The organism is [Mycoplasma] phocae, assembly GCF_003332325.1.
In the GTDB taxonomy this organism is placed as follows: domain Bacteria; phylum Bacillota_I; class Bacilli_A; order Mycoplasmatales; family Metamycoplasmataceae; genus Metamycoplasma; species Metamycoplasma phocae.
In genome coordinates this window covers 454,514-473,270 of the sequence record NZ_CP029295.1, presented here as the reverse complement: position 1 = coordinate 473,270, position 18,757 = coordinate 454,514, and the positions used below count along the sequence as shown (strand labels likewise).

Here is an 18,757-nt window from a genome sequence, read left to right as displayed (position 1 = left end):
AATAAAATTAAGTATAGAAGCTATGACTCAAAAATTGCTACCTATAAATCACTTAAAAGCGATAAAAATAATATTTATTTAAGTTTGACCTAAACAAAAAAATCGTTAACTTTATAAAATAATTTATCAAATATTATATTGGTTGGGGAAATCTTTTAAATGTAAAAGTCATAACTGATAATAATGGTATCGAATTTGTAAAAATGAGCTATTATCTAAATTATAAAAATTTAAGTTCATAAAGTGGAATAGTATGATTATTTCTAATGGGGAAGTAAAAAAACTTTAATGGTTTAATTAAAAGAATTTCAAAAAGGTTTTAACTTTAATTTGATAACTAAAAATGAATTAGAAGAAATTATAAATTCTATAAATAACATGTCAAGAGAAATTTTGAATTATGAAACATCATCTGACCAATTTATGCAAGAATTTTGTCATTATAAGATAATTAAAAAGTTCAAGTGCTAGCTTGCACTTGAACTTTGATTTTGGAAAAATTCAATTAAATTATATATTTTTTTTCTATGATTTTTTGTTTATTAAAAAAATTTTATAATTTTTTATATTTTATTTGCTATTTTTATTCCAATATTATTAGTTTAAACGTTTAATTATTTATAAAGATGATTTTAGAGTTTTTAATATCTACAGGTAAATAATTAGTAAATTTTTAAATTTTAATTATTTAATATTCTTTTAGCAATTTCAATTTTTTGCGTTATTAGAATTAATAAAAAATTATTTCATTTCACTTTTTAAAGGAATACCATTTTTTTTGTCAATCATTATTTTAATATTTGGATATTTTTCATTTGTCAATGTCATATTAACACTAATTTGTAGAGATTTTGAATCTTCAGAAGGAAAAACATTAATAGAAAATTCGTCATAATGAGCAACTCATCCATCCGGAGTCTTTACTGTTACTTTTTTAGAGTCAAATCTACTTAAATCTATTGGTTTTTCAGAATAATCTATTTCTACATTTTCAAGTAAAAACTTTTTTCAATCCGCTTCTGTTTTATCTTTATCAGGGACAATTGGTTTCATTGGAGAAGGTTTTGAATCTTTTGGGTCTAAAGGCATTTTTGGGCTTTCTTCTTTTTTATTGTCCATATTATTAGGTGGCGGGGTATTTGGTGTCATATCCTTAGAATCTGGCTTTGAATCATTCATTTTTGGAGGAGTTTGTGGAGATTTCGGATTTGTTGGTGGTGTTTGCGGAGAATCATTTTGTGGCGGAGTTGGTTTAGGAGCTTCTGGAGTTGTTGGTGGAGTTTGTGGCATTTCTTTTTTCATATTTACATTGTTACAAGCAGCAGCTATTAATGGCATTGCAATAACAGATAATGATAAAGTGGCTAGTCATTTATTTTTTTTCATAATATTTTCCTCTTTTCTTTTCTCTATTATATTTAAATTTTATCATAGTATGTGAACAAGGTCGTACCAAATAAAGCCTAAATCGAAAGTTTGGATGCGATCATTTAATGTAAAAATAAATTGATTTTTTAATATCTCATATAAATAAAAAAGCCGCTCAAACTGCTTGCAAGAGGGTTTTATATATGTTTGTCACATGCAAACATACAATTCAAATTTATATACAAAAAGTTTGCTATGAAAATAATTACAAAAAAATAAATTCAAGTGTCTCGATAATTTGAAAAGAAATGGCAGAATTAATCATATTCTGAAAATTAAGATAATCACAGCATTGCTTAGAAATCATTAGAAAGACATAAAAATCATTGATAATGGAATCAAATTCATGCGTATTATTAATAAGATTAATTAATATTCACTCTTACATAGTCAAATCATATGGATTTTTGAGTAAAGAAGGCTAACAATTTTAATGACTTAATAATAATTTCAATGCTACAGATTAAAAGATATCTAGAATGTTACAAATGATGCAATAAATAACATTCAAAGAGAAATTTCAAAATAGATAATTTCGCATAAATCAATTTATGCAAGAGAATTTTGATGTCATAGAATAATTAAGAAACAAATGTTGAATTGCGCATGAACTTTTCAATTGGACAAATGTCAAAATCATTAGCGTTTTTATTTGTTTTTGAAATTAAGAAAATAAATATATTTAATTTATTGTGAAAAAGAAATAAAAAAAATGGGGCGTTCGATGGGAATCGAACCCACGTATGCCGGAGCCACAACCCGGAGCGTTAACCACTTCGCCACGAACGCCATTAATTTTTGCTTTATTATTTTATCATATTTTCTATTTGATTAATATTTTTTAATATTTATCTTTATTTTAATAAATTAGCAAATTATTCTTAAGATTTATTATAAAATTAATGAGCACGGCTAACTGCTGTATTAATATTATAATATAGAGGAAAATCCGCTCTAGCACTTGCTGAGATGCAAGTAGTGATCATGCTAGACCTAATAAGTCTAGGCAACTTTAAAAGTTGACAACTAGTGCAACAGAGACGAGCTTATTAAGTTAAGATGCAACGATGTAAACTTCATGAGTTAGAAACCCAAATTTTGGTAGGGGAATTAGACCAATGAAATTCAACAAAGGTCTGAAAGCTATGAAAATAGTTTAGATAAATAGTTAGCACTACATTTCTAGATGTTTAGGCATTACGAAAGTAGTACAAAAAGCGGTTTATAGTGTAAAGAAAAAGGTCGCCTCCCGATCTTTTTTCTTATTTTTTTCGTCATTTTGCAACTTATGTTATTTTTTCAACTAAATTTAGATTAGGAGAAAAAAATGAATGACCTTTTAATATATTTTAGTATGAAATATTCCGGTGATTGAGATAGCATCTACAAAGCTATTAAATCATATGAAGAAATTGAAGAGCCAAAAATGCTTGATTATATAAACTTAGACAATATCAAAGACCGTGAATATATTAGTATTTTAGATGAACACTATCCCGACCTTTTTAACTATTTGCATAAACCACCTTTTATTCTTTATTATTATGGCAATATTGACATTTTATATGAAAAAAACAAAATTTGTTTGACTGGAAATTATGAAACAGCAGCCGCTAATAAAATTTTAGAAAATTTAGATTTTAAAGAACGAAATTATGTCTATGTTACTGAATTATGAGCTGGATTTGATAGCAAAATTGCCCAAAAAATCATAGAAAGTGAGCAAAAATTAATTATTGTTTTAAATTGTGGTATTGAATATTTTAAATCAATATGCAATCCAAAATTATTTGATAACCCCAATGTTCTACTAATTAGCGAATATCCCAATCTTTATCATCCTACAAGAAAGTCATTGTTTGCGAGAAATCGAATTTTAAGCTCAGTTTCCAAAAGCTTAGTACTCATTTCATCGACAGACCACAAAATGATGCCAATTGTTGATAATTTTATTGAACAAGGAAAAGATGTTTTCTGCTTTGTTTTGGAAAATGATGATAAAAATGATAATATCGAACTAATAAATTGTGGGGCAAAGTTAATAACAAATTTAAATCAAGTGCCATAATAAAGTACTTGCTTTTTATTTTTAATAGTAAAATTATTATTGTATGAATTTAAAATATAAAGGAGATTTATGACACCACATATAAACGCAAAAGATGGCGCTTTTGCAAAACTAGTTTTAATGCCTGGAGATCCATTACGGGCAAAATATATTGCTGATAAATACTTAGAAAATGTTGAACTTGTTTCAGATGTAAGAAACGTTCTAATGTATACCGGATACTATAATGGAAATAGGGTATCAGTTTGTGCTTCAGGTATGGGAGTTCCTTCAATTGGTATTTACTCATATGAACTATTTAGTCAATATGGAGTTGAAGCTATTGTTAGAATTGGCTCAGCCGGTTCATTTAAAGCAGAAATTAAAAACTATGAAATGGTTTTAGCTTCAGAAGCATATAGTGACAGTACATCATTTAGAACTAACATTCTAGGAGATAATAGTCATGTTGCTAAGCCAAATGCAGAACTAAATGAATTAATTAAAAAGCACGCAAAAAAATTGAATATGACAATTCATGAAGGAAGAATTTTATCTGAAGATGCTTTTTATTCAGATATATCTGCTCTAGACAGAGCTAAAAAATCAGGTGATTCAATTTGTGTTGAAATGGAAGCTTATGGTTTATTCACGGTTGCCGAAAGATTAAACAAAAAAGCTGCAACACTTCTTACAATTTCAGATAATTTAATTACACATGAATATACAACAAGTGAAGAAAGGCAAAACTCATTCAATGAAATGATGAAATTAGCTTTATCTTTAGCTGAGGAGTTTAAATAAAATGCGTTTTATTGACATTATTACAAAGAAATCAGAAAAAAAAGAACTAACTAAAGAGGAAATAAAATTTTTTATTGATGGTTATGTTAAGGAATTTATTCCTGATTATCAAGTCTCAGCTTTACTAATGGCTATTAGATTAAATGGTCTTACAGATACTGAAACTGCTTATTTAACCGATGCTATGATGCATTCAGGTGAAGTTTTGGATTGAAAATTTTTAAATAAGACTATTGTTGATAAACATTCAACTGGAGGAGTTGGAGATAAAGTAAGTATAGCTTTATGTCCAATTCTAGCTTCACTTGGTTTAACCGTAGCTAAAATGTCTGGAAGAGGATTGGGTCACACCGGTGGAACACTTGACAAGTTAGAATCAATTGAAGGATATAATATCTTACTTTCAGATCAAGAATTTAAAGATGTTGTGAAAGAACACAATATTGCTGTAATTGGACAAAATACAAATTTAGTTCCTGCTGATAAAAAAATCTATGCTCTTCGTGATGTTACAGCAACAGTTCAATCAATTCCATTAATTGCCTCATCTATTATGTCAAAAAAATTAGCAACTGGCTCTAACTGTATTTTGCTTGATGTTAAATGTGGCGATGGCGCATTTATGAAGAACATTGACGAAGCCAAAAGATTAGGTAAATTAATGATTGAAATTGGTAAAAAACTAGGAAGAGAAATTGCAGTTGAAATTACCAATATGGATCAACCACTTGGTAGAGCAATTGGTAACAAAATTGAAATTCTAGAAGCAATTGATACACTAAAAGGTAAAGGTCCTAAAGATTTTACAGAAATTATTTATTCATCAGGTTCAACACTTTTAATGTTAGCTAAAGTTGCTAAAGATGAAAAAACAGCTCGTAGTATGATTGATGAAGCTATTATTAGTGGAAAAGCATATGAAAAATTTAGGGAATGAATCAAGGCTCAAGGCGGAAAAGTTGAATTATTAGATAATCCTAATTGATTTAATCCAAAGCATAAGTATGAAATTAAGTCAAATAGCGAAGGTTATTTAAAAATTAATTCGGCAATCGCTTTTGGACTTGTTGCAATGAAATTAGGTGCCGGAAGATCTAAAAAAGAAGATAGCATTGATTTTGAAGCGGGAATTTATTTAAATAAATCTTCAAATGATTATGTAAAGGTTAACGATACATTATTTACCCTATATTCTTCAAAAGAAATTGACACTAATTTAGAAAAAGAAATTTTAGATGCTATAGAATTTAGTAATAACAAGCATGAAATTCAAGAAGTTTTCGCGAAATTATACTAATAAATACAAAAAATGGAGAAATTATAATGAAATTAAATAAATATATTGATCATACAAATTTAGCCGCTTCAGCTACATTTAAAGATATTGACAAACTAATTGAAGAAGCTAAGAAATGAGATTTTAAATCAGTTTGTATTCCACCATCATATATTAAATATGCAAAAGAACAATTAAAAGGCTCAGACGTGTTAGTTTGTACCGTTATTGGCTTTCCACTTGGTTACAATGCCACAAGTGTAAAAGTTTATGAAACCAAAATTGCTGTTGAACACGGTGCTGATGAAATTGATATGGTAATCAATGTTGGCCGTTTCAAAGATCAACAATACGAATATGTTCTAAATGAAATTAAAGCAATTAAAGAAGCATGTAATGGCAGACTTCTAAAAGTTATTGTTGAAACTGCATTATTAACAAATGACGAAATTGCGAAAATTACCGAAATAGTAATGCAATCAGGAGCAGATTATATTAAAACCTCAACTGGCTTCTCATACCGTGGAGCATCTTTTGAAGATGTTAAGATTATGAAATCAGTTTGTGGTGATAAAATTCTAATTAAGGCATCAGGCGGAATTAAATCAACTGAAGATGCTAATGAAATGATTAGACTAGGCGCTAGTCGTCTTGGAACATCAAAATCAATTGCGATTATGGAAAATAAAAAGGCTGATAATAAAGGTTCATACTAATAAAATTAGATAATTAACTTTCGTATAAAAATTAACAAGTTTAACATTATTAATAGTGTTGACTTGTTTTTATTATAAAAAAATTGCCAATTTTAACTTAGCAATTTTCTAATTTACATTTTTTCCAGAATTTTCATAGTATTTTCAAAGATTGTTTCACTTTTAGCCTTTTCTGCTAATCATCTTTTTTCTCTATTGGCAAGTTCCTGATCACCTAATAAATTTACATCTCATGTAATATAAACAATTTTATTTTTCATTTTTATCCTTTAAATTAATCGCTTATTTCAATGGTGTCTTGAATTCATTTTTTTACTTTTAATTTTATGTTCTCTTGTCTAACTTTAATGTCAGAATTTTGATAACTTTCTAAAATATTTAGATAATCTTGGCTACCTTCATCTGCTTGCTCATGTGCTGTAATAATCGCATCAGATGCCGATCGATTTGACAGACAGATATTCAAACATATAATCTCTTTATGAATTGAATCATTAACAAGTGGTGTTTTTTCAAATAAGTTTCATTTGACCATCTAAGGTAAAAACCTGAACTTACCATTAAATTTCTAAGCAATGAAAACGCAAAACGTTTATTTCCATTTTTAAATAGGTGTGCTTCTAATATAAATAAAAATAAATCAATGTAATAATCAATAATACTTCAATTTTCCTGATATTGATATCGCAAAAGCAAACTCTCAACTCTATCAATAACTTGGTAATTTTCATTTACTAAAATAAAATCACCAGGATATTCAACATTATTAGTAGCCTCTTTAGCTTTTTCAATTGATTTTAAAATTATTTTTTCAATTCAATTTAAAAAAGTTGTTTTTGAGATGCTTTTAAAATCTAAAATTTTTATTCTAAAATTAATTTCTTCTAAGCCATCATTATTTTTGATATATCACTTATCATTTACATAAATCATTTGCTCTGAAGAGTATTGTCTAATAAATCTATCTAAATTTTTATTATCATATTCACTAATAATTAAGCTTATTGTTTTCATTTTACTTTAATCTCCCTAACATTGTAAAAATTATACCCAACGATGTTTAATTTATTTTTGATCTTGAAACTAGAAACTAATGTTTTAATAGTATCCTTTGTTTTATTTAACAAGTGAAATAAATTATTAAATTATCATTGTCTAAAACATTTAGCAGTTTATAAAAAACAAGCACACGAATAATTGTGCACTTTGTAAATATCATTATTTAGTTCCGAATATTCTATCTCCGGCATCTCCTAAACCTGGTTCAATGTATTTGTTTAAATTCAATTTGTTATCTAGTGATGCTAAATAAATTCCAAAATCCTTGCCAAAGTTTTTTTCGACATTTTCTATTCCTTCTTTTACACCAACAAGGCAAACAAGTTGAATATTAACAAATCCGTCTTTTTTTAATTTTTTAATTGCATCAACAGCTGATCCGCCGGTTGCTAGCATTGGATCAACAACAAAGACATAACTATCCTTTGCAACATTAGGCATCTTATAAAAATACTCTTTTGCTTCAAAAGTTTTTTCATCGCGAAACATCCCAATATGACCAACTCTTGCCTCTGGAACTAATTCTAGTAGCCCATCAACCATTCCTAGTCCTGCTCTTAGAATGGGAACAAAAACAATTGATTTATCATATGACATCCCAATGAATTTATTGTCTAGTGGTGTAATAATTTCACGGGGTTTAGTTTGATAATTTCTTAAGATTTCATATACCATTAGCGAAGCGATTTCGTTTAAATTTCTTCTAAAAACTGAATGATCTGCATTTTTATCTCGCATATTTGTTAGTTTAATCGATATCAGTGGATGATTAATTACTTTTAGCACTTTACCCTCCTAATTAATTAAAATTAGCCTATTCTTGCATAAATTATATTAATATTCATCATTTTTTAATTATTATTAGCATTTTTTTTGTATAAAAATAGGATTTAGACGTATAAATACTTTAAAAATTAATTTTATTTTATAATTAATATTGATAAAAATTTATTTAGATTTTATGATCTAATATATTGAAAAACAAAGGAAAATAAAAGAAAACCAGTTGAGTCATATTTTTATTCCTTCTATTCAATAACTAAAAAATTAATATTTGAAAGGAAGTATCGTGGCATACAATAAAGATTCTGAAAAGAGGAGATTTTTATTTGCATTAGATCTTGATGGTACACTGCTAGCAGATTCAGGTGCGGGAACTATTCATCCAAAAACTGAAGAAGCCATTAAAAGAGCAGTTGCTGAAGGACACATTGTTTCAATTATCACTGGTCGTCCATGAAGAAGCACCATGCCAGTTTATGAAAAACTTGGCCTAAATGCAATAGTAGGAAATTATAACGGAGCTCATATCCATAATCCTGCTGACCCATTTTTCATTCCAACAATTACATATTTAGACTTAAATGAAGTTCTATATATTTTAGGAGATGAGAAAGTTAAAAAAGAAATATCGAATTACGCAATTGAGGGTCCAGACTGGGTACAACTAATGCACCGTGATCCAAATTTGGAAAAAGTGTTTGGATTTAACCAAGCAACAAAATTTAGAGAAAACATCAATTTGGAGAAAATTCCACTAAAACCAACCGGAATTGTCTTTGATGTGCAACCTAATACCGATGTTATTGAACTATTAACATATTTAAAAAGAAAATATGGTGATTTGGGTGAATTCTCTTCATGATCAAAAGGTGAAGGTCTAAGTCCAGTTTTTGATATTACGTCAATCGGGGTTGATAAAGGAAAAGTTATTTCATTAATGATGAGATACTATAACATCGATATTGATGATACTGTTGTTATGGGAGATTCATACAATGATTTAAGTATGTTTGATGTAGGTAATGTTGGAGTTGCTCCAGCAAATGCTGAACCACTAATTAAAAAGATGTCAACAGTAGTAATGAAACAAACTAATCGTGAAGGTGCAGTGGGATATTTCATTGAGGCCTTCCTTAATAATCCAGAAAAATACATTAAAAAAGCAAAAGATAAAAAAAATCAAGATAGAAAGAATTTGAGCACCGTTAAAGCTGATACATTTTTTAATGGTGAAGGTAAGGAATAGTAGTGAATGAATTTGATAAATTAATTGGAGTAGATGAAACTGGTGTTGGTGATTATTTCACCCCAGTTGTATCTGTAGCTTGTTATATTCCAGAAGAGAATATTGAAATAGTTAGAGAAATGGGAGTCAAGGACAGCAAAAAATTAACAGATGCTAAAATCCTTGACATAGCTAACAAAATTAAACCATATGTTGTTTTCAAAAAAAATGTTCTATCACAAAAAGGTTATAATAATCTAATCAAAAATGACATTAACAATAATGAGATTAAGACTTTAAGTCACCTAAATTCAATAAATCAACTTTTAAAAGCATTAAAAAAATCAGTTGATGTTATTATTGACCAATATACAAATTCTTATGAAACCTTTGAAAATCATATTCAAAAACTTCAATCAATTACTTGAATGAAAGTTCGTAAACCTAAGGTTAACATTATTTTAAAAACTAAAGCTGAAGATGAATCGCTTTCAGTAGCAGCAGCTTCAATTTTGGCAAGATCTATTCTTTTAGATTATCTTAAAGAACAGAATGCTGAGTTTGGTGTTGAATTTAAATTAGGGGCGGGTCCTGAAGTTGATGCTCTAGCAGCAAAATTAATAAAAGAACGCGGCGAAGCTATTTTATACCAAGTTGCTAAAGTTTCATTTAAAACAACTGCCAAAGCAAAAGAATCTATTGAAAAACAAAACTCTTAGACGAAACGCTAGGAGTTTTGTTTTTGTTGTAAGATAAAATGTTCATTGATTCTATCGCTATTAATTTCCTTAGAAGCCATTGTGCCACTAATAAATGGAATAAATCAAACAAACAATAATATTAATGCCAGTGTTAGCAAATAGTATTTTCTAAGTTGAGAATTATTTTCTTTTTTTGCCATTTGATATTTAAGCGTAGCAATCGCTAGAATAGCAATTATATTTAATGCTAGCAAAATAATAAAAATAATAGCAATAGGGTTTTTTATGAAAAAATTGCCACTTTCATTTGCTTTTTCAAAAAATAGTATTAGCATTGAGATATTAGCAGCAAAGAACACAAAAAAGAATATTGTTAGCCAGAAACTAGCTGAAATAATACTTTTCTCTCTTTTTAATTTTTTGTTTAAAATAAGTTTCATGATGTTTTTCCTATCACATTAATTTTATTACAAAAATTTATCACAGTTATGCTCTTTTACGATATTTCTTAACTGATCTAATAATAAGTTTATATAAAGCTAGAAAAATGATTTTGTTTTCATACTTGAAGCATTTTTAGAATAATAAAAAAGCAAATATTAAAGGTTTAAAAATATTATCTAATTGAACATACCAAGCTACTATTTTATAATTTAGCTTAGATGTGACAGTGACATTAATCATAGAGAAAATTTATTAAAGGCTGTTGGCAAAAATAAATTTGGATAATTAATGACCTATCGCTAAGTGAAAATAAAAAACTCGCAATTTAATTTTTGCGGGTTTTTAAGCTAAATTATTATTTGCTTTAGAAACAAAAGTTAATCTTATATACTCATCAGTTGATCGAATAATTTTTCTTAGAAATTCAAAATAAACTTTGTATTTCTTAAAATCACCTTTTCAAACAAGTTTTTTGTTCATGCTTTTCATTAATTCAATTGATAAATAAACATCAAAATAGCCATATTCTTCTGTTGTTTTTATAATCATCTCTTCAGTTAATAGAATTACGTCTAATGATTTAATATCAATGTCATCTCTTTTAAATGATTTTTTTTCAAAATTATATAAGAAGCCTAAAAATGTATTTCTTGATAAACGCAATTTTGGGTAGTTTTCACTAAATTGTTCATGAAATTCAACTTGCTCTGAAGACGGTGATAAATCCGCGAATAATTTATCACCATCAATTGCTTGTTTTTGATATTTATCTTCAGCTTTTAGAATTAAGACTATTTTTATAATAATAAAGATAAATAAAATTAGAAAAATAATTCCAAAAATATAGCTAGCAATTTTTCCACCCCTTGATACCTTACCAAAAATATCATTAGCGGCAAGAATTAAAATTACCCCAATTAATAAAAACGAAATGACTACAAAAAACCCAAGAAAATTTAGAAAATGATTTTTAAGATTTATTTTTTTACTATTTTTAGTATTTTCGACATCCATAATTTACCTTCCTTTCCAAACTTGAAGCTTTGGATTATAACTATATTCGCGGCCAGCTTTAGCAATTTTTTTTCCATCTAATTTTGTAGCATCAGCACTAAAGTTAACCCAAATTTTTAGCAGAGAAGCACCAACACCATAAATATCTACTGGTGCCTTTTGCTCTTCAAATTCAGCAATTCGTTTGGCGTCAAAACCACTAGAAACAATAATTTTAACATGCTTGCCGTTATGCTCATCAAGCGCCTTTCGTAAATTCTTAACTTGTTTTACTGTTACACCAAACTCATCTTCGTTTTCTGCAAACATTCTGTCACGCATTGATTTAGAAGTATCAATTCGAACTCCATGTAAATCTTTACCAAAAGCTTTTAAACAAGATAGTGAATCAGTAATAACATCATTATTAAAATCTACAAGTGCAAATAAATTGGCTTCAGGAAATGTTTTTTTATAAGCGCGACATGCCTTAACAATATCACCTTCAAACATTTGAATTAATGCATGTGGCATACTTCCAAAGGTATGTTGCGAATCATAATTTGAACTAACCATTGTTGAATGATTTTTAATACCACCAACTCTAATGGCATAACCATCATTAACCTGATTGCGATAATGATCGGCACGATCAGCCATGCTTATCACAAATTTATTTTTGGCGGCTTTAATAATATGATAGGCATTGGTAGCAATTGAACTTTGTCTAGCTAAGATGCCATCAATCATTCCTTCCCATATGCCAAATTCATAGTAAGGACCTTCAAGTTCAAGAACAACTTCTCGGTCATTAATAATACTACCTTCTGGTAGGTAGCGAATTGTGTATTTTTCAGTATTGGTATTTTTAGCAAGTAATTCTAGAACTTCATTCATACCACATAATTTAACATCATTATTTCTTTGAAAAAATTGTAATGTCACAATATTATTTTTCCGAAGTTTTTTGGCAATTTTTTCAGTTTTAAAAAAGTAAATTGAAATTAGATCTTTTAGTTTCATATCATATCTTCCTATGTAATATAATTTTATTCTAATTTTGCTGAATAAACGAATAAAAAATCCGAATATACCACAATGTTTTTATGTAAAAAGAATAACATGAAAATAAATTATTCTAATATCTCTCTACGATAACAAATCTCACTTTTTATGTTTAATAAAATAGATTAGAAAATTAAATTATTTTCTTCATTAAACACAGCTTTACGATTTTGATAAATATAAGCATAATCTTTAATTTCGTAAAAATTATTTTTAATAGAAATGTTTTTGTAATTTAATATTAGAAAATAATAAAATTCATTGTCTAAATTGTCTTTGTTTTTTAGCAGTGATTTTTTTCAATTTTTGAATTTAATTTTATATGGTATTTGAATTGAATTTCAATATTGGACATAAAAAATGATTGTTAGATTTTCATCACAAAAAACATTAAGAAATCTTTGGTTCTCTTCACTAGTTAAATTTTCAAAAGCCGACGCACCTTGGAGATTGTTATTTTTTGTTTCTCAAATTTTATATTCTTTTCTTATTTTTAAAATTTCTATTAGAAGTATTAAAGATATTAGTCATATGCAAACACTAGAAGACAAAGTGAAAATAGATATAAGGTTTATTGCTCCAATAGGAATATTTCACACTCTAATCTTAGAATCAAAATCAAATAAACCACGAATTTCAGAATCTGATAGAATTGATGTTTTATTTTGCAAAATTACTAGAAATGTTATGTTAAATATCAGCATTATAACTCCGATTAGGAGAAATAGTAAAGGGAAAATAGTAGCATTTTTACTCTTTTTGCGAAATATGTTAAAAAAAGTGCTATTAACTGACACACTAGCTTTTAAAAATAGCTTTGAAGCTCCTGCTTTGATATTTATTGCCCTATATTTCTTTGCATAATAAAGAATCAGGGTAAAGATAAATACTAAAAACACCGCTAAAGTAACTCCGTCTAAAGATAGAGCATATTTGGCAGCTTCATTTAAACCTAAATTCATAACACTTTCCTCCTATGATTGCCTTTATTAATTTAATATTTTGATTCTCTACATTGTGTTTATTTTAATTTAGATAATTAATGTAAATTAAAATCATTACACTAGTAAATAAATAATGTTAAATTTAAATTTAATTTTAGTGCTTTTATAAATTATATTACTTTGTTTATTGTCACATTTAATAATGTTATTTAATTAATTGAGATCAAAAGTACATTTAGCATTAAATTAACTTATATTTGATTTTTATTAACTATTTTAAGCTTACTAATAGCTAATAAAAATCAGTGAGATTTTAACTTCTATTTACCGTTTATCAAAAAACACTCCAAACTAGGAGTGTCATTATCAATTAGATTAAGATTTGGTTGTTTATTTTTTATTAAATAGCAATTCACGATTTTGATAAATATAGGCATAATCTTGAATTTCAAAAAACTTATTATAGATAGAAACACTATTGTAATTAAATATTAAAAAGTAATAAAACTCACTATCTAAATTGTCCTTATTTTTTAGCAGCGATTCTTTTCAGTTCCTTATCTTTATTGCGCCGCGATATCTAAATCCTGATAATTGATCATCAGAACTTATGATTAAATCATCATTACTGAAAATTTTAAAAATTTCATCGTTGACTTTAGTAGTTAAATCTTCGAAAAGGGTGGCATTTTGAAGATTATTATTTTTTGTTTCTCAAATTTTAATATTTCTTTTACATTTCGAAAGTTTTATTAAGTGAAATATCGGAAATAACGAATAAATAAAGTTAATAGCAAAATAAAGGATAAATACAAATATACTTTAATATCTAAATAAAAAGTTAATGCAATGAATATTAGTAAATTAGCTAAAAACATAAGTATTATAACAGTAGCAAATGCCACTAAAAAGTTAAATGTGCCACTAATTTTTTTACGAAACGTAGAGAAAAATTGACTGTTAACTGCAATATTATTTTTTAGAAATAATTGCGGCGTATCTTTTTTTAAGATAATTTGATAATATTTTTGAACATATAAAGTAACATAAATTAAATATAATATAAAATCTATTAAGAAAATAATAGGAATTGGATAGATAGTAAACTCTAGAATATTTATCTGATTTAAATTCATAATTTAGATATCCTTCACAGTAATTGTGTTTTTAAGTTATTAGGTATATGATTTTGATTATTTGTTTTTTTGGTTAAAAAGTTTATTTAATAAATTATTTATTTATGTTTTTTAATTTTAATTATCTTTCCAGATTCGCATCTTTCGCCATCAATTATTATTTCCCGAATGGTTGGACATTCAATTTTGATCTCTTTTGCTTTAAATTCAGTGATATATCTTCTATATCTAAGATGTTCACCAAAATAAATAGCAAATAGTAGCATATTTAAAGTAACTTTTGTGACATTGTGGACAACAATAAGATTGACATAGTCAGCCTTGCGATTGGCATGTGGTGCAATTCTTACTCCTGATTCACAATATTTACCGTTCATTACCATTATAAATAGTACATCATTAAAGTAATACTCTTCACCGTCAACAAAGATTTTGCACTTGTTTAATATTCTAAAATCATCAATTTGATGAAATAGATTAGAAAGATAATCAAGCACTTTAAAATCTTGCTGTGTTGCCCTTAAAAAATGCCAAATTGATTGATCTGATGAAATACCAATGCTATTTAAAAAAATTCTTTTATTTATATCATAATTGGCTACTGGTAAATTTTTAATATAATCATTAATTTTAAAAAATCTTTCATTAACAATATTTACTTTTTCAAGTCGTGAAATTTCCCTTAGAAAATCACATTTATCTCCATATTTATAAGCATAAATATCTGGTAGATGTGGAATTTGGTATATAAGATTGACAATGTTTGAAAAGGTCATATCATCGCCAATTAATACAACCTTATCATTTTCTGTGCATTTGTGCATAATTTCTTTTAAATTATTAACTTTTGCGACATCATGTTTTTCGATATCATAATCATTAAAAGCTTCAATGCATTTAGTAATTATTTCATTGAATCTTTTGGTTTGTTTAGCCACTTTTGAAAGTGAATTATAAAATATGTAAATCATAGTTATTAATTATAGTGATAAGCTATCTTCTCCTTAATTATTTGATAAAAAAATGGGAAAAATCCTCCCATTTTAATTGATTTCTTGTAAATTAATTGCAACACCCTTATTTTTGAAAACAAAATTATTGTCGTTTTCAAAATAAACTTTAATAAGTTCTGGGTAGTCAATAAATGGATTACGATTTTTTTGATGTTTATAAATACCGTTGTTACGGTCTAGGTCAAATTGTGAAATATTATCTTTATAAGCTCAATTAAGCATTGTTCCTAAGAAATTATTTCTAATATGCTCTTCATTGTTTATCTTTTCAAAAAATCTTTTTCCGTTGCCATTGGCTTCTAAATTTTTATCACGATATGTTAGAACAAAATATAAATGAGCTCTTGCAACATCTCCTTTGAATTCATCAATTACTTCAGTAACTTCTTGGCCATCTTCTTCTGATATTCCAACTAAAGTTCCGTTTTTTGATGTATATTTTGGTGTCCTGACAGTTCCATATGGTAAATTTCCATGTTTAGCATTAACTGTTTTGTCAGTTGGTCAAACGTGATGAGCATCTACTCTCATTGGATTTTCTCTATTCCATCAACTTTGTGGTATTAAATGCTCACGATTCATTCCTTGACCTTCAGAATTTCCAACATCTCTAAATTCGCCATGTCTAAATACAAATGGGTCATCTCCTTTTGGATTTTCACCATATATATCTAATACAGTGCCATCATTTTCATAATATTTATCAACAAATACATCTTTATATATTTTAAAAAGACCATTATAATCATGATTTGCTTCTCTATGGCTTTTTTGGACTTGGAAAAGTGCCGATCTTAATTGTTCGCCGCTTAAGCCATCAAGATTTTTATAAAATTCATTTTTTGAATCATATTGAAGTTGATGTTTTGAATCTAAAATTGGACTGGAACTGCTAATTTTTCTCTTAGTTATACGTTGGCTACTCTGCCCAGACTCCTTGTCGTCACTGATATTAATAACGTCGTCTTTTGTTCTATCAAGTCTTATTTGACTTTGATATGATTTTTCTGAAATATCAGGGTTATTGTTTTGTCCATTATATTTTGCCAATTTATATTTAATTGTAAGCAATTTATTTGTTGCGTCGTATTCATAATCTAACTCAGAATTAATTCTTTTGCCATTAAGTGATTTTTTACTTGATGCTAGTTGTAATCCTCTTTTCACCTTTGTTTTTAAATTAATAATATAATTAAGATTATTTCATTCATCTTTTGATGAAGGTTTCTTATTATTAAATGCTAGTTTGTTGCTACTAAATGAAAAAAATAATTTATCTTTAGCATTAATACGATTTATAACCTCGTCTTGATCTTTTACTAAAATATTTAGTATATTATCACCGTATTTTTCAAATTCTTCAAGAGTTTTAATTTCTTTAGGAAGTGATTTAGTAGCATCGTTTTTCATTTGATTTGCGCTATTATCACCATTTCCACCTTGGCTATTACCACCTTGATTATTGTTACCACCACTTTGATTTCCATCTTGGATTTTTCCAGCTTGGTTTTGGCCATTTTCAGGGTTCTGTTTTTTGTCTCCACCTTGTGAGCAAGAAGCTGCCACTAAAGGCAAAATTGGTAATGTTGTTAATGTTAAAATGCTTAATATTGTTTTCTTTTTCATAGTTATTATTCCTTATTTTTTAATTCTATAGTAGTGGTAAATTCTTCAGATACATCCTTAACATTTTGACCATTTTGTTTTGCCAATTTATATTTAATTGTTAACTTTTCATTTTCATATTTAAAAGCTAATTCTTCCTCAGGTTTTGTGTTTTCCTTTTGATTACTTGAAACAAATCTTGTTTGATTAGGAATATCAATTTTGGTCTTTATAAGTTCTTTATTGTCATTTTTGCTCATTTTGAACATGTTTTTTACAAGGTCATTTTTAAGACGTTTTGGCGCAAAATAAAATTTTTTGTATTTATAATTATAAAATAGTTTATTTTTATCATCATTTAATTTTTTTATTAAAGTATCTTTATTTTCCTCAACAATAATTAAAATGTTATTTGCCATATTTTTAAAGTTTAAAAATGAATTATCAATTTCTGTATCCTTTTCTTCGTTTAATTTATCAGGTTTGGGTTCTTTTGGTTTTTTATTAGGGGATTCTGGTTTTTGATTATTTTCTGATGGATTTTTTTGTATACTAGAATCTTTATCTTGGTTTACATTATTTCCTTTGTCGGATTGATCCTTTTCATCGCCCATTTGTTTGTTTTTGTCATCATTCTGAGTTTTCCCATTCATTTTATCACTAGTGTCGGGTTTTGCGCCCATTTGCTTACTTGTATCTTTGCTAGCATTAGGTTTTTTACTCATTGTTTTGTCTTTTCCTTTTTCTTTGCCAGTGTCTGATTGCTCGCCCTTTTGGTTGTTTTTGCCTTTACCGGTATCGGTTTTCCCATTCGTCTGATCTTTTTGGTTCTTGCCTTTATCAGGTTGGTCGCCCATCATTTCTTTTTTGACTTGATCATTTTCAGTTTTTTCACCCATTTGGTTGGTTGTGTTTCCACTATTATCAGGTTGGTTGCTCATTATTTCTTTTTTGTCTGTATTTTTATTATCTTCTCCGCCAGCTTGATTTTCTTTTCTTTCGTTTTCACCTGGGGTTTTCATTGTATTTTCGCCGCCATTTGCAGGTGGAGTTATATCCTTTGGTTTTTCTGTTTTACTATCATTATTATCACACGCAGCTGCAACAAGTGTAGTTATCGGAATAATTGAAAGTATCATTGTGCTTAAAAATATTTTCTTTTTCATAAATTGTCTTCTCCTTACTTACATATACCTTCAATTATTTCACAAAAATACCAAAAATAAATTTGTTTTTACATATAAATGGTAATTACATATTTTTTTAACTTAGACCTACATTTTTTTAGTAAATTAAAAAAACCACTAAATCTTTTAAGTGGTTTTTAAAAATTAATTTATTATTAAAATAATAAAAAAGCAGTTGTATAATTTGCTTATTTTTCTGCCATTTGGGCTTTTTTAGCAGCTCTTCTTTGAGCTCTTGCTTTTTCTAATGCTAATTTATGAGCTCTTTTTTCAGCTCTAACTTTATTAGCTAGTCGAACGTCTTTACGCATTTTTTCTCCTTGGTAAATAA

18 protein-coding genes, 1 tRNA gene and 1 other RNA gene are annotated in these 18,757 nt (G+C 27.4%); 7 read left to right on the top strand and 13 right to left on the bottom strand.

The window, feature by feature from the left end; translation table 4 throughout:
* Window positions 1-741: 741 nt before the first annotated feature.
* Window positions 742-1,386 carry a variable surface lipoprotein gene (locus DA803_RS06345; protein ID WP_114190945.1) on the bottom strand — a complete coding sequence of 215 codons (645 nt, stop codon included), beginning with the start codon at window positions 1,384-1,386 and terminating at the stop codon, window positions 742-744.
* 755 nt (window positions 1,387-2,141) lie between these two features.
* Window positions 2,142-2,217, bottom strand: a tRNA-His gene (locus DA803_RS01910).
* Window positions 2,218-2,332: 115 nt separating this feature from the next.
* Between DA803_RS01910 and rnpB the strand changes: the two genes are divergently transcribed.
* The 5 genes from rnpB (at window position 2,333) to deoC (ending at window position 6,271) form a co-directional block, all read left to right on the top strand.
* Window positions 2,333-2,658: RNase P RNA component class B (gene rnpB, locus DA803_RS01905), an RNA gene on the top strand.
* A gap of 97 nt (window positions 2,659-2,755) precedes the next feature.
* On the top strand, window positions 2,756-3,496 hold the full coding sequence (locus DA803_RS01900; protein WP_114190944.1) for a DNA-processing protein DprA: 741 nt from the start codon (window positions 2,756-2,758) through the stop codon (window positions 3,494-3,496).
* Between the two features lie 69 nt (window positions 3,497-3,565).
* The gene (gene deoD / locus DA803_RS01895) at window positions 3,566-4,279 is read left to right on the top strand and encodes a purine-nucleoside phosphorylase (RefSeq protein WP_114190943.1); all 714 of its coding nucleotides are present in this window, start codon (window positions 3,566-3,568) and stop codon (window positions 4,277-4,279) included.
* Window position 4,280: 1 nt separating this feature from the next.
* Window positions 4,281-5,576, top strand: a complete 1,296-nt coding sequence (locus tag DA803_RS01890; protein WP_114190942.1) for a thymidine phosphorylase — start codon at window positions 4,281-4,283, stop codon at window positions 5,574-5,576.
* A gap of 26 nt (window positions 5,577-5,602) precedes the next feature.
* Window positions 5,603-6,271, top strand: a complete 669-nt coding sequence (gene deoC / locus DA803_RS01885; protein ID WP_114190941.1) for a deoxyribose-phosphate aldolase — start codon at window positions 5,603-5,605, stop codon at window positions 6,269-6,271.
* A gap of 113 nt (window positions 6,272-6,384) precedes the next feature.
* On the opposite strand, the gene DA803_RS06340 is transcribed toward deoC, so the two are convergent.
* From DA803_RS06340 to upp, 3 genes are all read right to left on the bottom strand, one after another.
* Complete coding sequence (locus DA803_RS06340) at window positions 6,385-6,531, bottom strand: hypothetical protein (RefSeq protein WP_170120264.1); 147 nt, start codon at window positions 6,529-6,531, stop codon at window positions 6,385-6,387.
* A gap of 118 nt (window positions 6,532-6,649) precedes the next feature.
* Window positions 6,650-7,285, bottom strand: coding sequence for a type II toxin-antitoxin system death-on-curing family toxin (locus DA803_RS06335; protein WP_114190940.1), 636 nt, complete (start codon window positions 7,283-7,285; stop codon window positions 6,650-6,652).
* 204 nt (window positions 7,286-7,489) lie between these two features.
* Window positions 7,490-8,116, bottom strand: coding sequence for a uracil phosphoribosyltransferase (gene upp, locus DA803_RS01875; protein ID WP_114190939.1), 627 nt, complete (start codon window positions 8,114-8,116; stop codon window positions 7,490-7,492).
* Between the two features lie 283 nt (window positions 8,117-8,399).
* Here upp and DA803_RS01870 point away from each other — a divergent pair, with 283 nt between their 5' ends.
* Both DA803_RS01870 and DA803_RS01865 read left to right on the top strand, forming a co-directional pair.
* Entirely contained in the window at window positions 8,400-9,359 is a 960-nt protein-coding gene (locus tag DA803_RS01870; RefSeq protein WP_114190938.1) for a Cof-type HAD-IIB family hydrolase, read from the top strand.
* A gap of 2 nt (window positions 9,360-9,361) precedes the next feature.
* Window positions 9,362-10,057, top strand: coding sequence for a ribonuclease HIII (locus DA803_RS01865; protein ID WP_114190937.1), 696 nt, complete (start codon window positions 9,362-9,364; stop codon window positions 10,055-10,057).
* Window positions 10,058-10,065: 8 nt separating this feature from the next.
* On the opposite strand, the gene DA803_RS01860 is transcribed toward DA803_RS01865, so the two are convergent.
* From DA803_RS01860 to DA803_RS06325, 8 genes are all read right to left on the bottom strand, one after another.
* Complete coding sequence (locus DA803_RS01860; protein ID WP_114190936.1) at window positions 10,066-10,479, bottom strand: hypothetical protein; 414 nt, start codon at window positions 10,477-10,479, stop codon at window positions 10,066-10,068.
* A 346-nt stretch (window positions 10,480-10,825) separates the two neighbouring features.
* Window positions 10,826-11,497: a hypothetical protein gene (locus tag DA803_RS01855; protein ID WP_114190935.1), complete on the bottom strand. Its 672-nt coding sequence runs from the start codon at window positions 11,495-11,497 to the stop codon at window positions 10,826-10,828.
* Window positions 11,498-11,500: 3 nt separating this feature from the next.
* Window positions 11,501-12,499, bottom strand: coding sequence for a nicotinate phosphoribosyltransferase (locus DA803_RS01850; RefSeq protein WP_114190934.1), 999 nt, complete (start codon window positions 12,497-12,499; stop codon window positions 11,501-11,503).
* 167 nt (window positions 12,500-12,666) lie between these two features.
* A complete protein-coding gene (locus tag DA803_RS06330) occupies window positions 12,667-13,503 on the bottom strand; it encodes an MAG0920 family protein (protein ID WP_114190933.1) in 837 nt (278 codons plus the stop codon).
* A 1,216-nt stretch (window positions 13,504-14,719) separates the two neighbouring features.
* Window positions 14,720-15,592 carry a diacylglycerol/lipid kinase family protein gene (locus DA803_RS01835; RefSeq protein ID WP_114190931.1) on the bottom strand — a complete coding sequence of 291 codons (873 nt, stop codon included), beginning with the start codon at window positions 15,590-15,592 and terminating at the stop codon, window positions 14,720-14,722.
* Window positions 15,593-15,664: 72 nt separating this feature from the next.
* Window positions 15,665-17,260 carry an endonuclease gene (locus tag DA803_RS01830; RefSeq protein WP_277869719.1) on the bottom strand — a complete coding sequence of 532 codons (1,596 nt, stop codon included), beginning with the start codon at window positions 17,258-17,260 and terminating at the stop codon, window positions 15,665-15,667.
* Window positions 17,261-17,265: 5 nt separating this feature from the next.
* Window positions 17,266-18,405: an ABC transporter B family protein gene (locus tag DA803_RS01825; protein ID WP_114190930.1), complete on the bottom strand. Its 1,140-nt coding sequence runs from the start codon at window positions 18,403-18,405 to the stop codon at window positions 17,266-17,268.
* A 209-nt stretch (window positions 18,406-18,614) separates the two neighbouring features.
* A complete protein-coding gene (locus DA803_RS06325) occupies window positions 18,615-18,737 on the bottom strand; it encodes a hypothetical protein (RefSeq protein ID WP_277869718.1) in 123 nt (40 codons plus the stop codon).
* Window positions 18,738-18,757 lie beyond the last annotated feature (20 nt).